The 9,544-nt window shown below is 61.5% G+C and carries 7 protein-coding genes; 1 reads left to right on the forward strand and 6 read right to left on the reverse strand.

Annotation, left to right across the window (positions count from 1 at the left end; genetic code table 11):
* The coding region (locus WAW39_RS12060; RefSeq protein ID WP_422319103.1) for a LysR substrate-binding domain-containing protein at positions 1-444 on the forward strand (444 nt) is incomplete at its 5' end.
* Positions 445-871: 427 nt separating this feature from the next.
* Here the strand turns inward: WAW39_RS12060 and WAW39_RS12065 are convergent.
* From WAW39_RS12065 to WAW39_RS12090, 6 genes are all read right to left on the reverse strand, one after another.
* Positions 872-2,461, reverse strand: a complete 1,590-nt coding sequence (locus WAW39_RS12065) for a Na+/H+ antiporter (protein WP_422319105.1) — start codon at positions 2,459-2,461, stop codon at positions 872-874.
* Between the two features lie 381 nt (positions 2,462-2,842).
* Entirely contained in the window at positions 2,843-3,079 is a 237-nt protein-coding gene (locus tag WAW39_RS12070; protein WP_422319107.1) for a hypothetical protein, read from the reverse strand.
* 21 nt (positions 3,080-3,100) lie between these two features.
* Positions 3,101-3,382, reverse strand: coding sequence for a DUF2934 domain-containing protein (locus WAW39_RS12075; RefSeq protein WP_422319109.1), 282 nt, complete (start codon positions 3,380-3,382; stop codon positions 3,101-3,103).
* A 71-nt stretch (positions 3,383-3,453) separates the two neighbouring features.
* Positions 3,454-5,574: a PAS domain-containing hybrid sensor histidine kinase/response regulator gene (locus tag WAW39_RS12080; protein ID WP_422319111.1), complete on the reverse strand. Its 2,121-nt coding sequence runs from the start codon at positions 5,572-5,574 to the stop codon at positions 3,454-3,456.
* Between the two features lie 69 nt (positions 5,575-5,643).
* Positions 5,644-9,231: a PAS domain S-box protein gene (locus WAW39_RS12085; RefSeq protein WP_422319113.1), complete on the reverse strand. Its 3,588-nt coding sequence runs from the start codon at positions 9,229-9,231 to the stop codon at positions 5,644-5,646.
* Between the two features lie 7 nt (positions 9,232-9,238).
* A partial coding sequence (locus WAW39_RS12090; RefSeq protein ID WP_422319115.1) for a response regulator occupies positions 9,239-9,544 on the reverse strand: 306 nt, incomplete at its 5' end.

Here is a 9,544-nt window from a genome sequence, read left to right on the forward strand (position 1 = left end):
CCGCTGTTTCGCTACGAGGTGCTGGCGCTGTTGGCGCATCAGCATCCGCTGACGAAGAAGAAATTCCTCACGGCGCAGGATTTTGCCAAGGAGACGCTCATCACGTATCCGATTCCGGATGATCGCATCGATGTGGTGCGGGAGGTGCTGGGGCCGCTGGGGGTGAATCCGGTGCGGCGCACGGCGATGTTGACGGTGGCGATTTTGCAACTGGTGGCGAGCCAGCGTGGCATCGCGGCGATGCCGGGGTGGGCGGTGCAGCCGTACCTGGAGCGGCGCTATGTGGCGCAGCGGCCGGTGCGCAAGAGCGGGCTGTTTTCCAATCTCAATGCGGCGACCACGCGGGCGCTGGCGGGGACGGCGTATATGAGGGAGTTCATCGCCACGATGAAGAAGGTGAGCTTTGACAGTCTGAAGGGGATCGCGCCGGTGGATGAGGTGTGATGAGGCGGTGTGGTATGGCGATTTGCAGAGCTCATTTCCGGTATGGAGAGCCTGGGGAAGTTCGGTTTGCCGCAGAGGAGTCAAGGTGCAGAGATTGAGTTGATTCTCTGCTTCCTTTTCCTCATAGGTCCTGCGGTGAATTCTTTGACAGGATTCACAGAATTTCAGAATTTCAGGATTTTTTCGGAATGGAGAGCTTGGGGGGGGCGGTTTGCCGCAGAGGGGCGGAGAGGCAGAGGTGGCAGAGATTGAGTTGATTCTCTGCTCCCGGTTCCTGAAAGGTCCTGCGGTGACTTCTTTGACAGGATTCACAGGATTTCAGGATTTTTTCGGAATGGAGAGCTTGGGGGAGTTCGGTTTGCCGCAGAGGGGCTCCACGCTCGCTTTCAGGAAATATGTTTCGGAAACTGTTCGATGTGCTGCTGCTTCACTGGTGGTGCTCAAGGCGGGCTTCGGCGAGATCGATGTCGCGCTGGATGCGGCGGAGGACTTCGTCACTGATGACGTCTTCGTTGCGCAGGTGGAGGATGGTCTGGCGCTCGTGCAGGAGTGCGGCGAGAGAGAGGCGCTCGTACTCGGTGGAGAAGCGGCGCAGCGGGGAGCTGGCAGTGGCGGAGGCGGCGCCTTCCACCTGGCGGATGTGGTCTTCGTATTCCATGCGGAGACGCTGGAGCGCATCTGCTTTGGCGGGATCTTTTTCATCGATCTCGTTGAGGCTGGCGAAGGCTTCCTGATTGGCCTTCAGGCGTGCTTTGCGTTCCTCGCTGGCGGATGAGCTGTCTTCTTTAATGCCAAGCCAGCGAATGAGCGGGGGCAGGCTGAGGCCCTGCACGACGAGGGTGACGATGATGACGGTGAAGGTGAGGAAGAGGATCAAATCACGGCCTGGAAACGGGGTGCCATCCTGACGGGTGATGGGCAGGGCGAGCGCGGCGGCGAGTGAGAGCACGCCGCGCATGCCGGTCCAGGCGATGATCATGACATGCCGCCAGCGGGGCATGGGATTGTGCTTGGAGTGGTTTTGCAAAAACCAGCGCGGCAGATAAATGGCGGGGAAGACCCAGAGGATGCGAACGAGGATGATGGTGAGGCTGATCGTGAGTGCATAGAGCACGAGCCGGGAAGTGGGGATGGCCTGGACTGACAGGGCTTCGATGACTTCGGGCAACTGCAGGCCGATGAGGATGAAGACGAAGCCGTTGAGGAGGAACTCGACCATCTCCCAGACGGGGCCGCCCTGAAGGCGCGTTTTGAAGTTCAGCAGCTCGGGCATGCGCCAGCCGAGGTACAGTCCGGCAATGACGACGGCGAGCACGCCGGAGAGTTCCAGCTTTTCTGCGAGCAGGTAGGCGACAAAGGGCGTGAGCAGAGAAACGGTGACTTCGATGGGGGCGTCATCCACGTGCTTGTGAAAGTGTTCGGCGAGCCAGCCAATGAGCAGGCCGATGGCAATGCCTCCCAGGCTCATGATGACAAAACGAGCGCCTGCATGCGGGAGTGAAAACGAGCCGGTGATGACGGCGAGCACGGCGAAGCGGTAGGCGACCAAAGCGGTGGCGTCGTTGACGAGGCTTTCGCCTTCGAGGATGGTGACGATGCGGCGCGGGATCTTCAAGTTGTCCGCAATGGCGGATGCAGCGATGGCGTCTGGCGGTGAGATGATGGCACCGAGCACGAAGCCTGCGGCCAGCGGCAGGCCCATGAAGTAATGCGCGAGCAAGGCGACGGTGCCGGTGGTGAAGAGGACGAGTCCGACGGCGAGGAGCGTGATGGGGCGGAGATTGGCCCGGAAGTCCCGCCATGAGGTGAAGAGAGCGGCGGGAAAGAGCAGGGGCGGCAGAAAAAACTCAAACACCATCTGGGGATCCAGCCGCACCTCGGGGAGCTTCGGGATGAGGCTGAGAGCCAGACCGCCGAGGACAAAGAAGATGGGGTAGGGAAGGGACAGCCTGCGTGCGACCAGCGCCAGAATGACGATGGCCAGCAGCAGGCCCACGAAGATGTCAGCACTGGTCATGAATGGCGCTCAGGTCAGGGGGCGTGAGGTTTGAATGTCTGAGGCACCCGAGCCACGCGATAGCGTCTTGGAGTGCGTGCGGCAAGCCTGGGCGCGACGCCGCTTTCGCATGCCGGATGGCAGGCTCAGGCCAAAGAGCCTGCAATAGCCCGCGAAAGCGGTGTCGCCGATGCAGGCTTGCGCCGTGCATCTGTGCCACCGCACTCCAAGACGCTGTCGCGTTCGCATGAGTGCTGGGCTTGGCGTTGCCGGGAGACTGCGAAAACGAATGACGGCACTCCTCCTCAAGTGAGCGCCATTCATGCTGGGCATCATATTCGGCAGGCGTGGGCATGCCTTGTCAACGGATGCGAGGTCCCGTCCGGCTGTGCTGCCGGGAGACTAAGCCGGAATGGCGGCGCTGCTTTCTGCCGTGGTGGACCAATAGGATGAGCCGAGTGTGCCACGCACGCAGGGCGGCAGGGAACGACTGCCATAGTAGTGGCCGAGGCCGATGCGCAGGCCGTGAGAGATGGGCGAGTTTTCGTTGTAGACAGCGATGAGATTGCACACGCACTGGGGACTGTTGCGCAGGGAGCATGTCATGGGGCAGTCAAGCTTGGGACGGCGGCTGTTCATGGCGGTGCAGTCAGGTGGAGGTCATGCGTGCACGAGAAGCCGTTCAGCGGTGAGTTCGGCTTCGGCTTGCAGCCAGTCGCCATGATGATCGCCGTCTGCTGAACCGCGTTTTTGGAAGTTGTGATAGGCCCGGAGGGCCACTTCATTCGCGGAGTGGGCGGGCGGCGGCGTGGTGCTGGCCTGAGGGGTTTGAGCCTCCTGCGGTACTGGCACGTTTGCGGGACTGGTGGCGGCTTTGAGGCTCTTGGAAGCTTTGGTCGCGGGAGTGGCTTTGGCGGACGGGGTGCTTTTATTGGTTTTCATGGGGTGGCCCATGTTCCAAAGTCAGTCACGCTGATGCCATGGGGTCTTCACCCCAAAAGTGAGTCGCATGCTCAGGCGGCATGGAGCAATCTCTTCTCGGCAAAGGCCAGCGTCTCATTGAGCGTCTCCATGAATTCGTTCACCTTGATGGGCTTGGTGAGGTAGCGGAAGAAGCCGGCTTCGATGCCTTTTTCGATGTCACGCGGGATGGCATTGGCGCTGAGAGCGACGATGGGGATGTGCGCGGTGGTGGGATCAAGGCGGATGATCTTCATGGCCTCGATACCGCTGATGCCGGGAAGATTGATGTCCATGAGAATGACGTCCGGCATGTAGCCAAGGGCGAGGCTGATGCCGTCCGTGCCATTCTGGGCGGTGAGGAGGCGGAGATCCGAACGGCGGGCGATGAGCTGCTCGATGAGCTTCAGGTTTGCGGGATTGTCCTCCACGTAGAGAATCAGGCGGGTGCGCTTGCCAGCGCCCTCGGGGATGGCGGTGAGCGTGGTGCTGACGGATTTGATGAAATCAATGTGGGGATCCACGGCGGAGCCGAGTTCGATCCAGAACACGCTGCCGGTGCCGACGGTGCTGTGCGCGCCGATGGTGCCCTCCATGAGTTCGACCAAGCGTTTGCTGACGACGAGGCCGATGCCGGTGCCTTCCTCGCCGGTGGCTTCTTTGCCGAGGCGATTGAAGGCCTGGAAGAGCTGCGCGAGCAGTTCTGGCGAAAGTCCGGCGCCGGTGTCTCTGACGCTGATGCGGAGGCGCTCGGGCAGGGTGTGATCACAGTCCACGACGACGGTGCCGCCGGAGCGGTTGTATTTGATGGCGTTGGAAAGGAGATTGATGAGGACCTGCTTGAGGCGGGTGCGATCCGCCTGGATGAAGCAGGGCGCTTCGAATTTGGGGAAGGACATGCTGATGCCGCGTTTCTGCGCTGTAGGCTCGATCATGGCCTGGCATTCAATGAGGACTTCGGGCAGAGAGACGGCCTCCAGCGAGAGCGAGAGGCGGCCGGACTCGACGACGGCGAGGTCGAGGATGTCATTGATGAGTTCCAGGAGAAACCAGCCGGCGTGGAGGATCTGATCGATGCTGGCCTTCTGCGAGGCGGTGGGCGGTGGTGTGTCTGACTCGATGAGCTGGGTGAAGCCGAGGATGGCATTGAGCGGCGAACGCAGCTCATGGCTCATGCTGGAGAGGAAGTCGGATTTGGCGAGATTGGCCTTCTCGGCGACGGCCTTGGCTTTTTGCAGTTCGACGGTTTTTTCCTGCAGCACCTTGTCCCAGCGTTTGCGCTCGGTGATGTCACGTGCAGCGGCAAACACTCCCTGAAGGATGCCGTCACGATCATGAAAGGTGGTGGCGTTGTAGGAGACGTCCGTTTCGGTGCCGTCCTTGGCACGGGCGGTGAGTTCGTAGTCGGTGACTTTGCCTTCGCTGAGCACGCGCTTGATGGCGGCCTCGGCGTGGGCGGGATCGGTGAAGTAGTTTTTGAAGGCGGCGCCGATGAGTTCTTCACGCGAGCGGCCGGTGAGGGTCTCCATCTGATTGTTGACGTCGGTGATGATGCCGGAGGCGTCGGCCATCATCAGGGCGTCGATGTTGGATTCGATGAGGGAGCGGGTGTAGAACTGCTGATCACGGAGGAGCTGGTCGAGCTTTTCCTGCTCGGCCTCGGCTTGTTTGCGCACGGTGTTGTCCGTGCCGATGAGGAGATAGCCGATGATGCTGCCGTGGTCATGCACGTCGCGCAAAGCGGTGACGGACACGACGGCGGGGAAGCGGCTGCCGTCCTTGCGGATGTAGGTGAGCTCATAGATGTCCTCGATGCCGCGTGAGGCCTTGAAGACGAGGGCCTCGAAACCGGGGGCGATGGTGGTGCCAAGCTCCAGGCTGAGCTCTGCAGCTCGGGCGACGACCTCCTGCGGATCGGAGATTTCCGCCGGGGTGATTTTGTTGAGCACATCAGCGGCGGCGTAGCCGAGCATGCGCTCCGCGCCCACGTTGAAGATTTGAATGACGCCCTTTTCGTCGGTGGCGATGCTGGAGAAATTGGCGCTGTTGAGGATGGCGTCCTGCAAGGCTCCGGTCTTCAAGAAGACATCATTGTGCAGGCGTTCGGTGACGCTTGCGGGAGGGGGCGGTGCAGGTGGGGCGGTGGCGGGAACGGGCCTTGGGAGTGTGGTCATGATGATTCCGTGAGGACATCCCATGTGGGAGATGTTGCGGCGCACACTCGGGGCGATGGAGTGGAATTGTTATGGGGTGTTTGCCCCATTGGAAGAGATTGCGGCTTCCGGTTTTGATGCAGGCGGGGGCTGATCGAGCACTTCACGCAGTTTCTGCGCGAGAGCGGCGGGGGTGAAGGGCTTTTGCAGCAGCGCCGTGCCCTGGTTCAAGACACCTTGATGGGAGATGGCGTTGGCGGTGAAGGCTGAAGTGAAGAGGGTGCGGGTGTGCGGACTGGTGGCATGCACCCGTTCCGCGAGCTCCCTGCCGTTCATCTGCGGCATGACGAAATCGGTGAACAAGAGATCGATCTGGCCGGGGAGGTGAGCCTCCTGCAAGCCCAGGGCTTCGATGCCGTTGGCGGCGGCCAGCACGGTGTAGCCCAGGCGCTGGAGCAAGGCGCCGGCCATCTCCCGCAGGGCGGGGTCGTCCTCCACGAGGAGGATGGTTTCCGTGCCATGAGGCAGACCGGGGACGGTGGTGCGTAAAGGCACCCGGCCTGAGGCGGCGGCGGCCTGCGGCAGGTAAATTTTGAAGGTGGTGCCCACATTGGGCTCGCTGTAGACGGAGATGTGCCCGCCGCTCTGCTTGATGATGCCGTAGCAGGTGGCGAGGCCGAGGCCGGTGCCTTCGCCCACGCCTTTGGTGGAAAAGAAGGGCTCAAACACGCGGGCCTGGACTGCGGGGCTCATGCCGGTGCCGGTGTCGGTGATGGCGAGCATCACGTAGTCACCGGGCTTGAGGTCGGGATGTCGCTCCACGCTGGCCTGATCGAATGAGACATTGGCTGTTTCGAGGGTGAGCCTGCCACCGCCGGGCATGGCATCACAGGCATTCATGACGATGTTGACGATGACTTGTGAGATCTGCCCCGCATCCGCCTTCACCAGGCGGAGCCCGGGCTCGGGGATGTTGCGAATGTCGATGTCATGCCCCGCCAGATGCCGCACCGTGCCTGCCATGCCGGCGAGGACGGAGTTGAGATTGAGCATTTCCGTCTGCAGCGTTTGCTTGCGACCGTAGGCGAGAAGCTGGCGCGTCAGGATGGCGGCCCGTCCGGCAGCCTGATTGATGGCGGTGACTTTGCCGGCCAGCGGACTGGCTGAAGGGAGATCTTCGAGGAGCAGCTCACTCTGGCCGATGATGGCGGTCAGAATGCTGTTGAATTCATGCGCCACGCCACCGGCCAGCTTGCCCACGGTTTCCATTTTCTGGGATTGCACGAGCTGGGCTTCGAGGCGCTTGCGTCCGGTGATGTCGCGCTGAATGGCCACAAAGTGCGTGATTTCACTCCTGGCATTGCGGAGGGGGGCGATCTGCCACTCCAGCACAAATTCGGTGCCGTCTTTGCGGTAGTTGATGATCTCCCCGGAAAAGGTGTCCCCCGCTTCCAGGCTGCGCCGCAGGCGGTCGAGCACGGAGCGGTCGGTGAGCGGTCCCTGCAGCAAACGAGGGGTGAGGCCCAGGACTTCCGCCGCCGTGTAGCCGGTCATCTGCGTGAAGGCGGGATTGACGAAGATGATTTTCGGGCCGGGCAGGTCGAGTTGCGCCTCGGTGATCATGATGGACTCCTTCGACTGCTTCACGGCAGAGCTCAGCAGGCGCAGCGACTCCTCCGTGCGCTTGCGCTCGCTGATGTCCTGAATCTGGGCGATGAAGTAGCGCGGCTGCTGCTGGCTGTCGCGCACGAGCGACACATTGAGCAGCACGGTGACGAGATGACCGGCGGCATGGATGTAGCGCTTCTCGGACTGGTAGACACGGCTTTCGCCGGAGGTGAGCTGGCGCACGCACTCGAGGCTGTCGGGGAGGTCATCGGGATGGGTGATGTCCTGGAAACTGCGGGTGAGCAGCTCTTCCTCGGTGTAGCCGACGAGCTTGCAGAGGGCGCGGTTGACCTTGAGCCACCGCCCCGTGGGAGAGGACAGCGCGACGCCGATGGGGGCATGCTCAAAGGCACCGGAGAAGCGCTCCTCGCTTTCCCGCAGCGCCTCCTCGGCCACTTTGCGCTCCGTGATGTCGTCAAAGACGGCGACGAAGTGCCCCTTTTGGTGGCTGTAAACGGCGATGGAGAACCACACCCCCAACGCTTTCAAATGCGTCTCACAGCGCTCCGGTTCGCCGGTCGAGGCCACTCGCTCATACATCTCAAACAGCGGCATGTTGGTTTCGTAAAAGTCGGGAACGACTTCGCTGATGGGTTTTCCGACCACATTTTTCAACCCGGTGAGCTTTTCAAAAGCGCTGTTGACCTCCAGGTAGATGAAGTCCCGCGTCTGGCCCTCCTCATGCACCATGCGGCAATGCGCGTATCCTTCCAGCATGTTTTCAAACAGCGAATGATAGCGGAATTCGCTTTCGCGGAGAGCCTCCTCCGTGCGTCTGCGCTCGGTGATGTCGTGAACCATGGCGATGAGGCCGGTCACTTTTCCATCCTTGTCGCAGACCGGCATCTTGTCGGTCTGCACCCAGAGTTCCTGGCCCTCCGGCCCCTGCAGCTTTTCGATGATGCCCAGTTTGGCAGTTTTCGAATGGATGACCTCCAGATCGTCGGCGTAATACCCGGCCGCTTCTTTGGGGAAGATCTCCTCGGCGGTTTTTCCTTCGATCTCCGCGATGGGCAGGCCCGTTGCCTCGGCCACGCGTTGATTGACCCTGATGAAGCCGTTTTGGGTGTCCTTGAACCAGATCATCGCGGGCATCAGGTCAAAAAGAACACGCAGCTCCGCCTGCTGTTTTTGCAGGGACTCCTCGTGCACTTTGTGGGTGGTGATGTCCACGCAGGTGCCCGTCATGCAGGCAGGTTTGCCTGCTTCATCAAAGCTGGTCCTGCCTTTGTTATCCAGCCAGTGGAGGCTGCCATCCGGCCAGAGGACGCGGAATTCCATGTCAAAATCGGCGCCATCGCTGGCGCAACGCCGGAAGCGTTCGATCACGCCGGCGAGGTCATCGGGATGCACCGTGGCGAGGAAGGTTTCCAAGGTGCGGACCGTCTGTGCTGCAGGGAGGCCGAAGAGCGCATGCATGGCATCATCCGAGACCACTTCATTGGAGCGGATGTCCCAGCGGAAGGTGCCGGTGTGGGAGGCCCGCAGCGCGGCACGCACCCGCTCTTCACTTTCGCGCAGGGCGGCCTCCCTCTGCTTGAGCTCGGTGATGTCTCGAAACGTCCAGATCCGGCCGTAGAAGGCGCCATCCTTGCCGAGGACAGGAGATGAATAGCGGTCCAGCACCGTGCCGTCTGTCAGTTCAATTTCATCACGGCTGATTTCAGACGGATGGGCATAGAGATGGACCACTTTTTCGCGGAACTGGTCCGGATGCCGGGTCATGTCCATCACCCACCGGACTTGCCGGGTGTCGTCGGGGTCCTCCACGATGTGCCGGGGGATTTTGAAGAGATCGGCGGTGCGCTGGTTTTGCAGGATTTTCCGGCCCTGGGAGTCCACCACGAGGATGCCATCGATGGCGGAATGGGTCAGGGCTTCCAGAAAGGCGCTTTTCCAGTTCAGCTCCTCCTGCGCCCGGCTGAGGCGGGCCGCAGTTTCCCGCAGTTCCGCTTCGAGGGCCTCGCAGCGGTGTTGGTCAGGCTTGGCGGCTGAAAGGGGCGCTTGCATGAAGGCTTCAGGCGTTCAGGAGATCGCGTACTTTGCGGGACAGGGTGGCGGGGGTGTAGGGCTTGGGCAGGAAATCCACACCAGCATCCAGCACACCATGATGTGAGATGACATCATCCGTGTAGCCGGAGGTGAAGAGGATTTTGAGGCCGGGGTAGGTGACCTTGAGCCACTCAGACATCACCTTGCCGCCCATCACGGGCATGACGACATCGGTGAGGACGAGGCTGATCGGCGGCCCTTGGTGGGTCTGCGCCAGGTTGAGCCCCTCCTGGCCGTTGATGGCGGGGATGACGTGATAACCCTGGTTTTT

Source organism: Prosthecobacter sp., assembly GCF_049294395.1.
Classification (GTDB): Bacteria; Verrucomicrobiota; Verrucomicrobiia; order Verrucomicrobiales; family Verrucomicrobiaceae; genus Prosthecobacter.